Source organism: Vibrio sp. (genome assembly GCF_048266485.1).
Taxonomy (GTDB): Bacteria; Pseudomonadota; Gammaproteobacteria; order Enterobacterales; family Vibrionaceae; genus Vibrio.
Genome location: NZ_JBLWZK010000009.1, coordinates 1 through 16,957, shown reverse-complemented (window position 1 = coordinate 16,957; position 16,957 = coordinate 1). Strand labels below are relative to the sequence as shown.

Sequence of the window (16,957 nt, the reverse complement as noted above, 5' to 3'; positions counted from 1 at the left end):
CTACTTTTTATCCTTTTTATCTGCACCCGCGTCATCAGGTGATTCAACGAGTACATGATCAAATATTTCACGGGCGATTGGGCCGCCGACGCCAGAACCGCCACCAGCATTTTCAAGCACCATAGCGAGGATAAGTTTAGGATTTTTTAACGGTGCGAAACCCATTAATAATGCGTGATCACGTAAGTGTTCGGCGACTTCATCAGCATTATACTTCTCACCTTCTTTTAATCCATAGACCTGTGCAGTACCAGATTTAACGGCAGCTTCATATTTTGCACCATAGAAAGAGCGGCGAGCAGTACCTCGAGAACCTGTTGCGACTAAGTGCATGCCTTCTTTGGCGATTTCCCAATCAGAATCTTTAACTCCGGTAATGGTCGGGAATGTTTTTATTGGGCTCAATACTGGTTTTTGATCGGGTTTGGTTTTGTCGATAGTGGCACGAAGAAGGTGAGGTGCTCGAACTTTACCGTGTGAAACCAATACCGATAATGCTTTAGCAATTTGCATCGGTGTTGCAGTCCAATAACCTTGTCCAATTCCGACAGGTATGGTGTCACCTTGATACCAAGGGGTGCGGTGGCGAGCCATTTTCCAGTCACGAGTAGGCATATTTGCTCTGCTTTCTTCGTGCAAATCAATACCGGTATATTCACCAAAACCAAATTTATTCATCCATTTAGATAAGCGATCGATACCAAGATCAAATGCTATTTGGTAATAGAAGGTATCCACTGATTCTTCAATGGACTTTTTGACATCAACCACACCGTGTCCCCAACGACTCCAGTCACGATAACCTTTATGACTTCGTGCATTCGGTATGTACCAAATTCCTGGATCATTACGAGTGGTTTTAGTGGTGATCACGCCTTCGGTTAATGCCGATACTGCAATAAACGGTTTTACTGTCGAAGCAGGTGGGTAGATACCTAAGGTTGCTCGGTTTACCAATGGGCGGTTTGGATCATTTAATAATTTATTATAGGCTTTGCCACTGATACCATGAACAAAGGCATTGGGATCATAACTTGGGCTAGATACCATCGCGAGAACACCATTATCAGCAGGATCGAGAATAATGATCGAGCCACGGCGCTGATCCATTAACTTATAAGCGTATTGCTGTAGGTTAATATCTAAGTTGAGAACGATATCTTTACCTGGGATAGGTGGCACGTATTTTAAGGTACGAATGATGCGACCTCGACTATTAACTTCCACTTCCTGATAGCCAGATGTACCGTGTAAAACATCTTCGTAATAACGTTCGATGCCTAACTTACCAATATTACGAGTGGCTTGATAATTAGAAATTTTATCTTCTTCGGTTAGGCGTAAAATATCGCGGTCATTGATGCGAGACACATAACCTAAAACATGCGTTAGTACCGAGCCGTATGGGTAGTAACGTTTCAATGCGGCAGTAATCTCTACTCCTGGAAATTTGTATTGGTCGACAGAAAATTTGGCCACTTGTTCGTTCGTTAATTGAGTTAGCAAAGGAACAGGCTGGTAGTGCCTAATGTGAAGTCGCTCTTTTTGGAAGGTAGCAACTTGCTCATCAGTAATCGTTAAGATTTTACGCAGTTCTTCGATGGTCTTATCGATATCAGGGACTTTTTCCGGTGTAATTTCAAGGCTATATACCGGACGGTTAGACGCTAGTAGTTTTCCATTACGATCATAAATAAGACCGCGATTGGGCGCGATAGGAACAATTTTAATTCGGTTGTCGTTTGAACGAGTTTTATAGTCTTGATATTGGTCGACTTGGATGTAATAAAGGTTGGCTAGCAAAATGCCAACCAACACAATAATGCCCATAAACGCAACAATTGAGCGTCGTGCGAACAATTTAGCTTCAGCAGTGTAATCACGTATTTGGCTACGTCTACGTCTCATTCTTTATTATTCTCGGTGGTACGGATGATTAGCTGTGACGCTCCAAGCTCGGTATAGGCTTTCTGCCATAATCACGCGAACCATTGGGTGCGGCAAAGTCAGTGGTGACAATGACCAACTTTGATCGGCGGCAGCCTTACACGCTGGTGCAAGCCCTTCAGGCCCACCAATTAAAATAGACACATCACGACCATCTAGTTTCCAAGCATCGAGTTGAGATGCCAATTGACCGGTATCCCAGCGTTTGCCTGGAATGTCTAATGTTATAATGCGATTCCCTTTAGGTACAGCAGCTAGCATCGCTTCGCCTTCTTTTTGCAGAATCCTTGCAATATCGGCATTTTTTCCACGTTTTCCAGCTGGAATTTCGATTAAATCAAATGGCATATCACTTGGGAAGCGACGCTGATATTCGTAAAAACCGTCTTCGACCCATTTAGGCATCTTGGTTCCGACTGCAATAAGTTGAATTTTCACTTACCGGCTCCAATAGAGTGGTGGAGTATTAACCCCACAGTTTTTCCAATTGGTATAAATCACGAGACGCTTCTTGCATGATATGAACCATGACTGATCCCATATCGACTACGACCCATTCACCTTCTTCTTCACCATCAATACCTAAAGCTTCGATGCCGGCGGTTTTCGCTTCTTTCGCAACATTATCTGCAATGGAAGCAACGTGGCGTTTTGAAGTACCAGTACATATGATCATGTAATCAGTTACGCTTGATTTACCTTTAACATTTAGTGTGATGATGTTTTCCGCTTTCATGTCATCTGCTTTATCAGCAAGAAAATCTTTTAACTCATTCAGTTGCAAAGTATTGCCTCTTTAATATGGTATTTAATGGTACTTCTTAATGGTAAGGAGAAATACCGGGTTTGGAAAGAATCCACCGAATTGAAAGTCGATTCTATTGGGTGGTCAAATAGGTTGCTCTAAACGAGATAGCGCCACTGTCGGTTGGCATAGCTCGATGGATAGTTGGCTGAGCTTTGGCCAAGGGTCTTGATCAAACGTTGTTTTGACCGACAGTTCTACTTGGCACAACAGGTGAACTTGTTTTTGCAAAAACGCTAAGTTTAATCGTTGTAGTGCCGATGTATAGAGCGGGCGTTTGTTTTGCCAGATTCGGTGTTGATCAAATATTTTACCGAGTACTGCGCCATGATCAAAAGCTTGTCTCATTTCGATGAGCAGGAAGAGCTCTTTTTGGATTGTACGCAGTAATATAATGGCTTCTTGGCCTTCGGCTTGCAGTTGACGCAAGATTCGCTGAGCTCGTTTGGTTTGGCCTGCAAGGAGGGCATCGGTCCATTGAAAAGGGGTAAAGTGGTTATGTCTGCTTAGTGATGTCTCTACTCTTGGTAGGGTCAGATTACCGTCTGGGTACAATAACGCTAATTTCTCTAAGCTTTGCGCCAGAGCTAGTAAGTTACCCTCATGCCATTGCGCTAGCATTTGTACCGCTTCCGCATCGGGGGTGAGTTTTAATTTACGACAACGTTGTTGGACAAATTGTGGTAACTGACGAAGCTCTGGGCTATTACAGCTAACTAATAGACCATTTTTATGTAATGCTTTGAACCACTTGGTATTTTCTTGAGCGCGCGATAGCTTATTGCCAATCACGATCAATAAAATGTCAGGATTTAACATGTCCGCTAAGTTAACCAGTTCTTTGGCGATCGCCGCGGTGACACCAGTGTCGGGAATCTCTAACTCAATAATCTGCTGATTAGAAAATAAGCTCAACGCTTGGCAGCAATCAAATATCTGATTCCAATCAACTTGCTTGTCGAGAGTGAATCGCTGTTTATCTAAGAAGCCTTTATTTTTGGCCGATTTATACAAAAGATCTTTACTTTCTTGCAGCAATAACGGCTCGTTCCCCATTAATAAATAAATAGGGAAGGATTTTCGTTCGAGGTTTTCAGCGAGTTTATCGGCAAATATACGCATTGTGATTACGGAGCTTCAGTTGAAGAATCTCTGGTGACTGACTCGTCACTATCGCTTGATACTTCACTGGTAAAAGTTGTTTGCTCTACGCCTTCATCAATAGTGATGGTGTCTGGTTGATTCTCAGTACCATCAATATTGGTTGGGAAATCTTGTCGTTCATCACTTTCCGCTGGAGTCACAACTAGCTGGGCTTTTAAACGAGCCATCTGACGTAGAATTTGTTCAGCAGCTTGTTCACGCATCTCTTCAACAATCAAATCTCGTTCAACCGATTTTGCCAGTGCGGCTAATGGGTTATCTAAGTAACTGCGGGTAATATTGACGTTAAAGGTTTTTTTGTCGTAACCCGGAACCGACACTTGGTAAGACACACGATAAGACAATTCATATTCCGCTGCTCGAGAGTTTTGGTACAAGGATAAGGTTCGACCATTATCACTGTCATCATTGGCGGTTTCACTGACTAGGTGTAAGTTGGTGATATTAGCACCTGGAGAAACAACATCCACACCGTTAAGGCGTAACTGGTTTTTCACATCACGAGTGATTTGGCTATAAGAGTCAAAACTGGTAACAGAAATGGTTGAAACTTCTTCGGGTAGTAGATAACTGCCTCTGAAGTGGAAACCACATGCACTAGTCATCATAGCTAGGCCGATAATGGCAAGAAAACGTACATGAGAACGAGAAAACAAATGTGCCACTAATGAGTACCTCTAATCGGTTTAAATATAATACTCTTTGTACTTGAAGTTGCAGTTTCAATTACTTTGGGTATATACGTACGGTGCTTATCTTATAAATTCTTTTGCTAAAAACCTATAAGATAAGCGTAAGCACCTTTCGATGCCTACGCTTTTAATTTTTTATTTGTGCTAATGATTAGTTAGCAACGATATTCAATAGTTTCCCTGGTACATAAATGACTTTACGTACAGTCAAACCATCGGTGAACTTAGTCACATTCTCATCACTTAAGCCCATCGCTTCAACATCATCTTTACTGATATCTGCAGGAACCGTTAGTTTCGCTCGAAGCTTACCATTCACTTGGACGATAATCAGTTTTTCATCTTCCACTAAGGCTTTGTCATCAAATGTTGGCCACTCACAGCTATCGACATCCGATTCACCTAAAGCGTTCCATAATTCATGACAAATATGTGGAGTGATAGGGTAAAGCATGCGAACAACCGCTTTTAGTGCTTCATCAAGAATCGCGCGATCTTGTTCGTTTTCTTGTGGTGCTTTACCTAGCTTGTTCATTAATTCCATGATAGCGGCGATGGCAGTGTTGAAGGTCTGACGACGGCCAATATCATCGCTCACTTTAGCAATCGTTTTATGAACATCACGACGTAGCGCCTTTTGAGCGCTGGTTAACGCTGCAATATTTAAAACTTCAACATCACCTTTAGAAGTATGCTCACCCACTAGTTTCCATACACGACGTAAGAAACGGTTTGCACCTTCTACGCCTGATTCTTGCCATTCCAGCGTCATATCAGCCGGAGAAGCAAACATCATGAATAAACGAACAGTATCTGCGCCGTATTTATCCACCATTTCTTGTGGGTCAATACCGTTGTTTTTCGACTTAGACATTTTGATCATGCCAGAGTGTTCAACGTTACGACCTTGGTTATCAATCGCTGTTTCAATACGGCCTTTACCATCACGCTCAACGGTGACATCTGTTGGAGCGATCCATTCTTTAGTGCCTTTTTCATTGGTGTGATAGAAAGCATCCGCGAGCACCATACCTTGACAAAGCAGTTGCTTGAACGGCTCATCAGAAGTCACATAACCTGCGTCACGTAATAATTTGTGGAAGAAGCGTGAGTACAATAGGTGCATACAAGCGTGTTCAATACCACCTACATATTGATCCACAGGTAGCCAGTAGTTGGCTTTTTCTGGATCTAGAATATCGTCCGCTTGTGGAGAACAGTAACGTGCGTAGTACCAAGAAGATTCCATAAAGGTATCAAAAGTATCGGTTTCACGTAGTGCATGCTCGCCATTAAAAGTCGTTTCTGCCCAAGCTTTGTCTGCTTTAATTGGGCTAGTTACGCCATCCATGACCACATCTTCAGGCAGGATAACCGGAAGTTGGTCAGCAGGAACTGGATGCACTTCACCGTCATCTGTGGTCACCATTGGAATTGGCGCACCCCAGTAACGTTGACGAGATACGCCCCAGTCACGTAGACGGAAGTTAACGGTTTTCTTACCTTTACCTTCAGATTCTAATTTCGCAGCGATAGCATCAAAAGCTTCTTTAAAATCAAGACCGTCAAATTCGCCTGAATTAAATAACTTCCCTTTTTCGGTGTAAGCGGCTTCAGAAACGTCAGGTTGGTTGCCTTCTTCATCAAGAATGACCGCTTCGATGTTTAGGCCGTATTTGGTTGCGAATTCAAAATCACGTTGATCGTGAGATGGAACTGCCATTACCGCACCTGTGCCGTAATCCATTAACACAAAGTTAGCCACATAAACCGGTACTTCTTTGCCGTTTAATGGATGAATGGCTGTCAGGCCAGTATCCATGCCTTTCTTTTCCATCGTTGCCAGTTCAGCTTCTGCAACTTTGGTGTTTTTACATTCCTCACAGAAAGCCGCAAGCTCTGGATTATTTTGTGCAGCAATGTTTGCCAATGGATGACCAGCAGCGATACCTACGTAAGTCACACCCATTAGCGTGTCAGGACGTGTGGTATACACCTCAAGATCAGCTTGGTCTTTTACTTTAAAGGTTAATTCAACGCCTTCAGAGCGACCAATCCAGTTGCGCTGCATGGTTTTAACCATCTCAGGCCAACCGTCTAGGTTATCTAGATCGTCTAATAACTCTTGTGCGTATTCAGTGATTTTAATAAACCACTGTGGAATTTCTTTTTGCTCAACTGGCGTGTCACAACGCCAGCAGCAACCGTCTTCTACTTGTTCGTTAGCCAGAACCGTCATGTCGTTCGGACACCAGTTTACAGAAGAAGTTTTTTTGTAGACTAGGCCTTTTTCATACAATTTGGTGAAGAACTCTTGTTCCCAACGGTAGTATTCAGGTGTACAAGTCGCAAATTCACGGTTCCAGTCATAACCAAAGCCTAATAATTTAAGCTGGTTTTTCATGTATTCGATGTTTTCGTAAGTCCAAGGCGCTGGCGCAGTTTTGTTTTTAACCGCAGCATTTTCAGCGGGTAGACCAAACGCATCCCAACCAATAGGTTGCATGACGTTTTTGCCTTGCAGACGCTGGTAGCGAGAAACCACATCACCGATAGTGTAATTACGAACGTGCCCCATATGCAGGCGGCCACTTGGGTAAGGGAACATAGACAAGCAGTAGAATTTTTCTTTACTTGGATCTTCTGTTACTTCAAATATTTTTTTGTCATCCCAGTATTGTTGAACCTTTGGTTCAATGTCTTGAGGATTATAATGTTCTGATAATTTCACTTTATGCTCTTGCATCGATGATATCCGGTAATCGTAGATTTGTGAGATCGGTTAAAACCGATAATACTTGATCAGCATAGAATACCTTAAAGGGGTTGCGCACAACAATAGGCAATGTGACCCTGTAGTTAACTAGATGGTTAAGGAGAGCAATATGTCAAAGCGTAACCAGGACTATAAAAAGCTGTTAGAAGAGATTATTGAAAGCTTAAAGCATACGCCGGAAGAGATAAATAAAGCGCTCGATACGCCCAAGAAGATGTGGCAAGCGACTAAAGACATGACTAAAGATGAGTACGCGCTTATTAGCCGATATGTGAAGTCGGATCTTAAAGAGTTTGCGGAAAATTATGAAAAAGACAAAGAAGCGATTGCTAATGACCCATTTAGAGACGTTATTGCAGAATCTATTTGGCAAGGCTTACTCGATATTACTGATAAAACTCAAATTGAGTGGATGGAAGTACTTCAAGATATTGAGCATAAGGGGCTTTATGAAGTGGGGGATGTGATCGGGCTAGGCGCTTTAGTGTGTGAAAAATGTGGTCATCGACAAGAATACAGCCACCCATGTGAAATCATCCCTTGTATCCAATGTGGTAATGGTGCCTTTACTCGCGTGCCATTAAAGCCTTAATCGAACTATCAAAAGCCGCGTAAGTTGAATGACTTACGTGGCTTTATTGTTTTACATAAATCAGTTTTTTAGAATCAGAAAGTTTTTTCGTTATTCGGAGTAGAGGTTATTTATTCGCTTTTCTTTGTTGAAACCAAATCATAAATAATCCCGCGGCACACCATAGGTACAACAACCAAGAGCCTAACGTTCGATAAGGAGTATTGCCTGATGTCGATGTTACTTCGGCTTTTAATACTTCAGTCTGGAACTGTGGTACTTGTTTAGTAATGCGGCCTTTGTAATCGGTTACGGCCGTTACGCCGTTGTTGGTGGCACGGATAAGCGGTTTACCAAGCTCTAAGGCGCGCATACGAGCAATTTCCATATGTTGTAATGGACCAATTGAATGGCCAAACCAAGCATCATTAGAAAGCGTTAATATGAAATCAGTATTAGGCGTAACATTTTGGCGTACTTGTTCGCTGAAAATGATTTCATAACATAAAGCGACGACTAGGTGACGGCCATCGGCGATGAGGTTCGGTTGAATGAAATCACCACGCTGGAACGAAGACATAGGCAAGTTAAAGAAAGGTGCGATAGGGCGCAACAAGTCACCAAATGGTACAAATTCACCAAAAGGTAATAAATGGTGCTTGCTATAGCGTTTAGCCGTATCATAATCGTATGGACCTAGGCCATTTTGGCCGAGTGTTAGAACGTTATTATAAAAACGTCCCATATCATCTTGTGATAATATGCCAGTAATTAAAGCGCTGTTATTAGCTTTTGCAGCAGTATCTAAATTATGTAGAAATGCTGGCAAATCAGATTCTAAAGCCGGAATTGCCGCTTCAGGCCAAATAATAATATCGGTGCCCCAATTGTCTCGGCTGATATCGGTGTATTTCATCAAGGTAGGCCAGCGATGACTCGGTACCCACTTCATTTTTTGATCGATATTGCCTTGGATAAGTGCAAATGAGGTTTTGGTCGAAGGATCCGGTTTTACCCATGATACTTGGTTTAAAGCAAAAGCAACCACGAAAACAGCAGTAGGTATTGCTAAGTAAGACCATTTTTTTGTCATAGCGATCAAGGCGAAACTACCCGCAATAAGCCATAGCATAAGGGTAATCGCTTCCACACCAGATACTGGTGCATACGCATTCAGTGGGCTATCAATTTGGCTGTACCCTAACCATAGCCACGGAAAGCCAGTCATTACCCAACCACGTAGCCAATCGGTGATAAGCCAAATGATCGGGGCAGCAATCACTAAACGTTGGATCGTTGTTTTCGGGAAGAAACGGTTGAGCAGGGCGCCAAATAGAGCTGGATAGAGCGCTAAATAAGCCACTAACAAACTCATGAGAGTAACGCTGGCAATCTTAGGCATGCCACCAAAGGTATCGATACTGACATGCACCCAATTTATACCTGTGCCAAATTGGCCTAAGCCCCAAGCAAAAGCAATCCAAAAACCAAACTTGATGGATTGTTTATCAAGAAGTAGTAGCAGAATGAAAGGGCTTAAAATCGCAATGGGCCAGTAAGAAAATGGCGCAAACGCAAGGGTAGTTGTCGCGCCAATAAAAGCGGCCAATAAAGGCCGCCCAATGCGCTGAATCCAAATTGTTTTCATAAGTTAATTAGGCTTCGCTGCTAATTGTTACTTTCAGGTTCGATATTGGTTTCTGAGTTGGTTGGAATTGTGACTTGTAGTTGAATCACTTTACGGTTGTCTGCTGCCGTCACTTTAAAATTGTAGCCATCCAGTTCAACCGCTTCACCACGCTCTGGTAGGTGACCAAAGGTTAGAGTAACCAGTCCACCAATAGTATCGACTTCTTCATCACTAAAATTAGTGTTAAAGGTATCGTTGAAATCATCAATATCGGTCAATGCACGAACTGAGAAGGTGTGCTTGCTCAGTTGGCGAATATCGGCGGCTTCTTCATCATCGAATTCATCTTCGATTTCACCCACGATTTCTTCAAGAATATCTTCGATGGTGACAAGGCCAGAAACCCCACCAAACTCATCGACCACAATAGCCATGTGGTAACGCTCTTCGCGGAATTCTTTTAGTAGGCGATCAACACGCTTACTTTCTGGAACAACAACCGCAGGACGTACTACTTCATTTAAGATGAATTCAGTACTGTCTGACACCAAGTAACGTAATAAGTCCTTGGCAAGTAAAATACCTTCGATATGGTCTTTATCTTCATTAATCACAGGGTAGCGAGAGTGAGTCGCATCAATGATTAAGGTCGCTAAAGAATCTAGGTCATAGTCACGGCTAATAGTGACCATTTGCGAGCGTGGGATCATAATGTCACGTACTCGCATTTCCGATATTTCCATCACTCCTTCAAGCATATCTCGTGTGTCAGGATCGATCAGATCGTTCTCTTCTGAATCACGAAATACTTCGACGAGCTCTTGGCGATCTTTAGGATCACCTTGAAATAGATGAGCTAGGCGTTCGAAGAAGGATTTTCTACTGGGACCTTCAGATTTATCATTATTGCCTTCATTATGTGAAGGCGAGGTACTGTCGTTCATGTCTACTCTTTCATTAACGCTATCAAAAGCGGATAGCTCGCGATACCCTTCGTACTTGAAGTAGCAGCTTTGTTGACAACGCTGATTCACCCCCATCATTTAGACAAGCTAAACTCATGGGGCCTCATTTACTTGTCGCCTCACTGCAACTCCAATTATTTTGGGTATAGTTATTAAATTATACCAGTCGCATTAAGTAACGGTTCACCTATTCTTTTTCAGAAATGTACGGGTCATCAAATCCGAGCTTTTGCATGATTTCGGTTTCAATGTTTTCCATTTCTTCAGCTTCTTCATCTTCAATATGGTCATAACCTAACAGATGAAGACTACCGTGTACAACCATATGAGCCCAATGCGCAGACAGCGGTTTACTTTGCTCTTTTGCTTCTGCTTCAACCACTTGCTTACAAATAATCAGATCGCCAAGTAAGTCGATTTCGATACCTGGAGGCGCTTCAAAAGGGAATGATAGCACGTTAGTTGGCTTATCTTTACCTCGGTAATCACGATTTAATTGTTGGCTTTCTTCGTTTTCAACAATGCGAATAGTCACTTCTGCTTGAGGCTGAAATAAGGTAATCGCCGATTCCAACCATTGTTGTAACTGGGCCTCGGTAGGAAGCCCTGTCGTTTCTTCGACTGCAATTTGAAGATCGAGTTCAATAGCCATAGTTTGTATTATTCCGCATCTTGCTCTTGTTGAGGACTGGCTTGCTGAGGATTAGCAGCCGAAAATAACGCAGCTGCTTGAGCTTCACGTTGTTCTCTTTCTTCTCGGCGACGCTTTTCTATCGCTTTCTTTTCTTTTTGATCTTGCGCTTCCCATTTCTCGTAAGCATTAACGATACGAGCAACCACTGGGTGACGGACAACGTCATCGGCTAGGAAGAAATTAAAGCTGATGTCTTCTACCTCTGACAGTACTTCGATGGCATGACGCAAGCCTGAACGAGCACCACGAGGTAAATCGATTTGGGTAACGTCGCCAGTGATCACTGCACGTGAGTTAAAGCCGATACGAGTTAAGAACATTTTCATCTGTTCTACTGTGGTATTTTGGCTTTCATCAAGAATGATAAAGGCATCATTTAAGGTACGACCACGCATATAAGCAAGCGGTGCCACTTCAATGACGTTACGCTCAATTAGTTTTTCAACGCGCTCAAAGCCCAGCATTTCAAATAAGGCATCATAAAGTGGACGTAAATAAGGGTCGACTTTCTGGCTTAAATCACCCGGTAAGAAACCGAGTTTTTCACCCGCTTCAACCGCTGGACGGGTTAATAGAATACGACGTATCTCTTGGCGCTCTAATGCATCAACCGCAGCGGCAACCGCAAGGTAGGTTTTACCTGTACCGGCAGGCCCAATACCAAAACTAATATCATGGGTCACCATATTGACTAGGTATTGACCTTGATTTGGCGTACGAGGCTTAATGATACCTTTTTTGGTTTTGATGAAGACTTCTTTGCCGTACTCCATCGGCTGCTCTTGATGTTGTTCAAGAATACCAGACTCTTTTACCGCTAAGTGAATTTGTTCTGGTTCCAAATCTGGAATCGTTCCACGAACCGGTGCCGTATCAACATATAAAGTTTTGATGATATCCAAAGCAGCCGCGGTAGTATGAGGCTTGCCGGTAATCGTGAAGAAGTTGCTACGATGGTTTATCTCTACACCTAATCGGCGTTCAAGGTGTTTGATGTTGTCATCAAATGGTCCACATAAGCTCGAAAGTCTGTGGTTATCGGAAGGTTCTAGGTTTACTTCAAGCGTTACAATTTTATTGCTCACTGTTTCCCTCGCAAAAAGCGGTTCGTGCTTTAATATCAGCGTGTCGAACCGCTTTGTTTAACTATCTGTATATATTATAGATGGTGTTAGGGTGTGAAAGTAACAACCCCTAATTCATCTTCTTTCCGTGTTTTTTTCATCATTTCAGCCGGAGATACTGCTGAGCGTAAGCCCATTTCCGCTTCAGTACGAATTAAAGTACCACGAAGTGAGTTAGGGTGAACTTCAGTAATATGAACGTCTACAAATTGACCAATTAAGTCTGCTGAACCTTCAAAGTTAACGACTCGGTTGTTCTCTGTACGGCCACGTAATTCCATCAAGTTTCTCTTCGATGGACCTTCAACAAGAATGCGTTGCTCAGTATCCAGCATTAAGCGAGAGTATCGCATAGCTTGTGCATTGATTTGTTGTTGAAGCTCATACAATCTTTCTTTCTTCTCAGATTCAGGTACATCGCATGGGTAGTCTGCCGCAGGCGTACCTGGGCGAGGAGAGAAAATAAAGCTAAAGCTCATATCAAAATCAACATCTTTGATAAGCTTCATTGTATCTTCAAAGTCTTTCTTCGACTCACCAGGGAAGCCAACGATAAAGTCAGAGCTGATTTGAATATCAGGACGAGCTTTACGCAGTTTACGAATAATCGATTTATACTCAAGGCCAGTATGTGGACGCTTCATCATAGTAAGAATGCGATCTGAGCCACTTTGTACCGGTAGGTGTAAGAAGCTTACTAGCTCTGGCGTATCTTCGTATACCGCAATGATGTCATCACCAAACTCTAATGGGTGGCTTGTGGTAAAGCGAATACGGTCGATACCATCAATAGATGCCACTAAACGTAACAATTCAGCAAAAGTACAGATATCGCCATCGTGCATCGGGCCACGGTACGCATTGACATTTTGCCCTAGTAGGTTAACTTCTCGCACGCCTTGTTCGGCAAGCTGGGCGATTTCAAATAATACATCGTCCATCGGGCGACTAACTTCTTCACCACGAGTATAAGGGACCACGCAGTAAGTACAGTATTTTGAGCAACCTTCCATGATAGACACGAATGCAGTCGCACCGTCAGCACGAGGTTCAGGGAGGCGATCGAATTTTTCGATCTCTGGGAATGAAATATCCATCACAGGACCAGTGTTAGCTTGTGACTGTTTGATCATCTCCGGTAGACGGTGAAGCGTTTGTGGACCAAAGATTACATCAACAAATGGCGCACGTTGACGGATATGGTCACCTTCTTGAGTCGCTACACAACCACCCACGCCAATAACCACACCTTCTTTTTTGTCTTTTAAGGTTTTCCAACGACCCAGCTGGTGGAAAACTTTCTCTTGTGCTTTTTCACGAATCGAACATGTATTGAGTAATAATACATCTGCTTCCGCTGGATCTTCGGTTAGTTCATATCCATTTGCGGCATTAAGTAGGTCGGCCATTTTCGATGAATCGTATTCGTTCATCTGACAGCCCCAAGTTTTAATTAGCAGTTTCTTACTCATTTCACATTCGCTCGTATTAAATCAGTGTTGGGTTGAGCTTTTGCTCATCGTTATGCTAGTTGAGAGCCATTTAAAATCAGACTTCAATCTAGCAAGCCGCGTATTGTACTGGTTTAAATCCAACCTGACTATACCCTTTGCACTTGAAGTATAGATCTTAAGAGCACAATCCTTTGTTTGTATTATAGACATAATTTGGGTAGGGATTTATTCAGGAAGAAAGTCGAAGAATTTTAATCGCATGGCTGAAAAAGAGTTTGTTTGGGGTAGAATGGTGTAGAGAATTTTTATTGAGGTTGGGTATGTCTAAGTTTGATGTGGTGATCATTGGTGGTGGAATGGTCGGGGCGGCGCTTGCAGTCGGGCTTGCTAAGCAAAAAAAGACAGTAGCTTTAATTGAAGGCAAATCTCCATTGCCATTTGAAGCGTCACAACCGATGGATTTACGAGTGTCTGCTATTTCAAAAGCCTCGGTTGATCTTTTAACCCAGCTTGATGCTTGGCAACCAGTAGCAGATAAACGGGTTACGCCATACTTAGGTCTCGAAACTTGGGAGCACCCTGAATGCCGTACTCGCTTTCATGCCCATGATATTAATCTCGATAAACTTGGCTATATGGTAGAAAATCGCTTATTACAGCTAGGTTTGTGGGAGCAATTTGATGCTTATCCTAATTTAACGGTCATGTGTCCAAATAACTTAGATAGACTCGAGTTTCTGGCTGAATCTACCAAGGTTCATTTGGATTCAGGTGAATGCTTAGAAGCTTTATGGGTAGTAGGGGCAGATGGTGCCAATTCGAAAGTACGTCAACAGGCAAATATTGGAATCACCGCGTGGGATTATCGCCAACGTTGCATGCTAATTAATGTTGCGCTGCCAAACTTAGCTGATGGCTCTCAACGTGATGTAACATGGCAATGGTTTACTCCTTCAGGCCCTCGTTCGTTCTTACCGTTAGCTGCAACGAGTGATGGTGTTCAGCAAGGGTCATTGGTCTGGTATGACAGTCCTAAGCGCATTAAGCAATTGCAATCTTTATCGTCGGAAGCTTTACGCCAAGAAGTGCGGACGCATTTCCCCAAGGAACTTGGTGATGTTTCGGTTTTGCAAGCAGGCTCTTTCCCCCTTACTCGTCGTCATGCTCAAGCCTATTTTGCTAACCGTTGTGTACTCGTTGGAGATTCGGCTCATACGATTAATCCATTAGCAGGGCAAGGTGTTAACTTAGGTTTTAAAGATGTCTCAGCTCTGCTGGATACTATTGCTGATAAGGGCCTCGATTCTGATCAGGCTTTTGTGGATTATCAAAAGCAAAGACGTACAGATAATTTATTGATGCAAAGCGGAATGGATTTTTTCTATAAAACATTCAGTAATGATATCCCACCACTAAAACTCCTTAGGAACGTTGCGTTAAAAGCGGCTGAGCATTCTGGTGAAGTTAAGAAGCAAGTACTCAAGTATGCACTCGGTCTATAATGTTGTCGTGCAGCTTGTTTCTATTCAAGCTGCAAATAATATATTCTCGTGGCTCGTGGCTCGTGGCTCGTGGCTCGTGGCTCGTGGCTCAGCTGAACTTCACACAAACCGGTGACGGCATTTTTTGCCTACACCCCGTATCTTCCAATTTCCCTGTTGAAATATCTCTATGGTAGGTTGCCAAGTTATTGCTGTTTTGATTGGCAACAACGAGCCACTGCCCACAAGGTGAGATAGCAAAGTCCCTAGGAAAGTCCCCACCACAATCAGTCGAAAATACATAGTTCGCTTCCCCGGTTTGCTTATTGAACTCAAAGCATGCGATCAGGTTTTGTCTTCGCCCTGTTAGATAAATAAAGCGTTCATCTGGCGAAAATTTTATTGCGCCTGCTGCTTGTCCATTTTGAGTATTAGGGAAAGCAGGTTGGCTGGAAAGTACTTGCCACTTATCTTGTGGTTTAAATAGGGTGAAGAGCTGTTCTGATATCTCGCATAAGAGCAGCCCAAAACGTTCTTGTTTATCAAACACCATATGTCTCGGGCCGCTTTCATCGGGAAGTTCGATGAAGTAATGTTGCTCAATTGAGAATTTTTGTTCTGTGGCATCAAATGGGAAAAAGCCGATACAGTCACAACCCAAATCAACAGTAACTAAGGTTTTTGGATCATTGAGAATCAGTGATTGATGAGCGTGTGATTCTTGATTTTCTGATGAGCACAAAGATTGACTATCGATCGTTTGTAGGTGTTGAGTGATATGGTGATTGATATCAGTAGTAAAAATATCAATATGACCTGAACCATATTGAGCCGTGGTGACTAGGTGATTCTGGATATGATTTTGAACATAACAAGGCGCACTGCCGGATAATGAGAATTTTGTTTCTAGCTCGTTTTGGTGATTCTGTAATGAGTACTGCTGAATGCTGGGTTTATGTGCTTCGAGTATTTCTGAAATAACAGTCAGCGTTTGATTATGGATATCGAAATAAGAAGGGTGACGTAAAGTTATCTGTGATGGCTTGAGGGATAGATGGCCAGTTTTGGTATCTATTTTTGCCAAGTAAAGCCCGGTAGCTTCATTTTTATCGGTATAACCACCAATGATAAGTGATAAATCTGTCATTACTTTCTTTTCACCTTTTATTGAAAATATTGAATAACATTTTGCGGTGTTTTAATCGATAAGAAAAATAATATGCAAAGAGATTGGGTGATATGAATGGCAAAAAATAGAAATTAAGAGCTTCAGAAACAACAAAGCCCACAATTAAGTGGGCTTTGTTAAATAATGGTGCGGACGGAGAGACTTGAACTCTCACACCTTGCGGCGCCAGAACCTAAATCTGGTGCGTCTACCAATTCCGCCACGTCCGCAGCGCTTCTTATGGATTAAGAAGAATTCATAGTTAAAAAGATAATTGGAGAATCTTAATAACGTTTTATGAGCTTTTGCTCTTCCTAGAAACTAGAAAACCAGGCACTAGGAACTTTAATATGGCTGGGCTACCTGGATTCGAACCAGGGAATGCCGGCATCAAAAGCCGGTGCCTTACCGCTTGGCGATAGCCCAGTTGACGGAACTCGATACTCGAGAAACGTTTTAATTATGGTGCGGTCGGAGAGACTTGAA

14 protein-coding genes and 2 tRNA genes are annotated in these 16,957 nt (G+C 42.7%); 2 read left to right on the top strand and 14 right to left on the bottom strand.

The window, feature by feature from the left end:
- The 6 genes from mrdA to leuS form a co-directional block, all read right to left on the bottom strand.
- A complete protein-coding gene (mrdA, locus tag ACN0T8_RS11200) occupies window positions 1-1,908 on the bottom strand; it encodes a penicillin-binding protein 2 (RefSeq protein WP_417880713.1) in 1,908 nt (635 codons plus the stop codon).
- Between the two features lie 6 nt (window positions 1,909-1,914).
- A complete protein-coding gene (gene rlmH / locus ACN0T8_RS11195; RefSeq protein ID WP_417880712.1) occupies window positions 1,915-2,385 on the bottom strand; it encodes a 23S rRNA (pseudouridine(1915)-N(3))-methyltransferase RlmH in 471 nt (156 codons plus the stop codon).
- Between the two features lie 28 nt (window positions 2,386-2,413).
- Window positions 2,414-2,731: a ribosome silencing factor gene (gene rsfS, locus ACN0T8_RS11190; RefSeq protein ID WP_417880711.1), complete on the bottom strand. Its 318-nt coding sequence runs from the start codon at window positions 2,729-2,731 to the stop codon at window positions 2,414-2,416.
- A gap of 105 nt (window positions 2,732-2,836) precedes the next feature.
- Window positions 2,837-3,874 carry a DNA polymerase III subunit delta gene (holA, locus tag ACN0T8_RS11185; protein WP_417880710.1) on the bottom strand — a complete coding sequence of 346 codons (1,038 nt, stop codon included), beginning with the start codon at window positions 3,872-3,874 and terminating at the stop codon, window positions 2,837-2,839.
- 5 nt (window positions 3,875-3,879) lie between these two features.
- Window positions 3,880-4,581 (bottom strand): LPS assembly lipoprotein LptE, encoded by a 702-nt coding sequence (gene lptE / locus ACN0T8_RS11180; protein WP_417880709.1) that lies wholly within the window; start codon window positions 4,579-4,581, stop codon window positions 3,880-3,882.
- A gap of 178 nt (window positions 4,582-4,759) precedes the next feature.
- Window positions 4,760-7,354 (bottom strand): leucine--tRNA ligase, encoded by a 2,595-nt coding sequence (gene leuS, locus ACN0T8_RS11175; RefSeq protein WP_417880708.1) that lies wholly within the window; start codon window positions 7,352-7,354, stop codon window positions 4,760-4,762.
- 139 nt (window positions 7,355-7,493) lie between these two features.
- Between leuS and ACN0T8_RS11170 the strand changes: the two genes are divergently transcribed.
- Window positions 7,494-7,976, top strand: a complete 483-nt coding sequence (locus tag ACN0T8_RS11170; RefSeq protein ID WP_417880707.1) for a zinc ribbon-containing protein — start codon at window positions 7,494-7,496, stop codon at window positions 7,974-7,976.
- A 106-nt stretch (window positions 7,977-8,082) separates the two neighbouring features.
- Here the strand turns inward: ACN0T8_RS11170 and lnt are convergent, their stop codons facing one another.
- From lnt to miaB, 5 genes are all read right to left on the bottom strand, one after another.
- Window positions 8,083-9,603, bottom strand: a complete 1,521-nt coding sequence (lnt, locus tag ACN0T8_RS11165; protein WP_417880706.1) for an apolipoprotein N-acyltransferase — start codon at window positions 9,601-9,603, stop codon at window positions 8,083-8,085.
- Window positions 9,604-9,623: 20 nt separating this feature from the next.
- On the bottom strand, window positions 9,624-10,529 hold the full coding sequence (gene corC, locus ACN0T8_RS11160) for a CNNM family magnesium/cobalt transport protein CorC (protein WP_417880705.1): 906 nt from the start codon (window positions 10,527-10,529) through the stop codon (window positions 9,624-9,626).
- 208 nt (window positions 10,530-10,737) lie between these two features.
- Complete coding sequence (gene ybeY, locus ACN0T8_RS11155; protein ID WP_417880704.1) at window positions 10,738-11,202, bottom strand: rRNA maturation RNase YbeY; 465 nt, start codon at window positions 11,200-11,202, stop codon at window positions 10,738-10,740.
- An 8-nt stretch (window positions 11,203-11,210) separates the two neighbouring features.
- Entirely contained in the window at window positions 11,211-12,329 is a 1,119-nt protein-coding gene (locus ACN0T8_RS11150; protein WP_417880703.1) for a PhoH family protein, read from the bottom strand.
- Window positions 12,330-12,415: 86 nt separating this feature from the next.
- Window positions 12,416-13,840 (bottom strand): tRNA (N6-isopentenyl adenosine(37)-C2)-methylthiotransferase MiaB, encoded by a 1,425-nt coding sequence (gene miaB / locus ACN0T8_RS11145; RefSeq protein WP_417880702.1) that lies wholly within the window; start codon window positions 13,838-13,840, stop codon window positions 12,416-12,418.
- 302 nt (window positions 13,841-14,142) lie between these two features.
- On the opposite strand from miaB, the gene ACN0T8_RS11140 reads away from it, so the two are divergent.
- On the top strand, window positions 14,143-15,324 hold the full coding sequence (locus ACN0T8_RS11140; RefSeq protein ID WP_417880701.1) for a 2-octaprenyl-3-methyl-6-methoxy-1,4-benzoquinol hydroxylase: 1,182 nt from the start codon (window positions 14,143-14,145) through the stop codon (window positions 15,322-15,324).
- An 88-nt stretch (window positions 15,325-15,412) separates the two neighbouring features.
- On the opposite strand, the gene ACN0T8_RS11135 is transcribed toward ACN0T8_RS11140, so the two are convergent.
- From ACN0T8_RS11135 to ACN0T8_RS11125, 3 genes are all read right to left on the bottom strand, one after another.
- Window positions 15,413-16,450 (bottom strand): lactonase family protein, encoded by a 1,038-nt coding sequence (locus ACN0T8_RS11135; protein ID WP_417880700.1) that lies wholly within the window; start codon window positions 16,448-16,450, stop codon window positions 15,413-15,415.
- Window positions 16,451-16,616: 166 nt separating this feature from the next.
- Window positions 16,617-16,701 (bottom strand) — tRNA-Leu (locus tag ACN0T8_RS11130).
- A 121-nt stretch (window positions 16,702-16,822) separates the two neighbouring features.
- Window positions 16,823-16,897: transfer RNA gene (locus tag ACN0T8_RS11125), tRNA-Gln, on the bottom strand.
- Window positions 16,898-16,957: the final 60 nt, after the last annotated feature.